The organism is Methylocaldum sp. (genome assembly GCF_035627495.1).
GTDB lineage: Bacteria > Pseudomonadota > Gammaproteobacteria > Methylococcales > Methylococcaceae > Methylocaldum.
The window spans coordinates 1-1,014 of record NZ_DASPLO010000016.1 but is presented as its reverse complement, the minus strand read 5'-3'; the positions used below and the strand labels follow the sequence as shown (position 1 = coordinate 1,014).

The 1,014-nt window shown below is 50.9% G+C and carries 1 protein-coding gene; it reads left to right on the top strand.

What is annotated here, in order from left to right; all coding sequences use genetic code 11:
* Window positions 1–766: 766 nt before the first annotated feature.
* A partial coding sequence (locus VEB01_RS01680; RefSeq protein ID WP_324872373.1) for a hypothetical protein occupies window positions 767–1,014 on the top strand: 248 nt, incomplete at its 3' end.

Here is a 1,014-nt window from a genome sequence, read left to right as displayed (position 1 = left end):
CCTCCAGTTGTTCGCGTTCAGCGGGTGTGATGACCAGTTCGGCTTTCGGGCGGCCGTTTTTCATTGGGTATCTCCTCAAATCTAAAGACACCCAGAAATTAAGCAAGATTTATGCTACGTATTAATGGGACAGGACGCTAGGACAACGCTTTCGTTTCTCTTCGGTAGCTGCGGAGAGCTTGTAAACAGTCTTTTTAGGAAACCCTGAATAAGTTGATTCCGTTCATGGTTCGACAAGCTCACCCCGAACGGAATCAACGCTTTACCGTTCGTCCTGAGCCCGTCGAAGGACCTGATCAGAGCTTCCTTTATGTTTGGTCTCCCCTTCGACTAAGCATCTTGCCTTACCGCTAACGCGGAGGTCGTCGCACTCCGCTTCGCCACTGTCCCGCCTCTCGTGTGCCCTCGTTGATCGGCGACGTGCCGCTACGCCTTTTACTCTGTCGCGGTTAAGTGACACTGCATCTCCGATATACAACTACTCCCATAAATGGCTTTACTGATGCCCCCTCTTCGATGCTCGTCCTAATGGACTGATCGCATCCACATCGCCCCTGTCCGGCAGCACAACCGTCCTCTAAAGGCGACGATCCACGAGGCACTTGCCGCACTCTCTGTTGCTATCTTATTGACTGTACGTATTTTTACGTACTTGGCGCAGTATTTGCTCAACTAGCGTCCGTCTGCCGCAAGAAACCGGATGCGTTTTTTGCGGCTATCTTTCGCCATTGCTGTGGCAATTCAGATTTAAGAAGAATTTGTAAACATGAAAAATACTCAAATAGACACACGACAAAGTGATCGCTCGTGCGGGGAGCACACGCTTCTCTCCACATTCCGCTCCACTCTCTTTCTTGCACCACTTCTTTTGTTGTGTAACAGCGCTTCCGCCGCCAACCTCATCTTCAAGTCGGATTTTTCAAAAGCGACGATCGCGCCCTCGTATGGATGCGGATCAGCAAGTAGCACGAGTGGCGAGGTCAAGGCCATCTGCAAACAGAAGGTAACCAACGG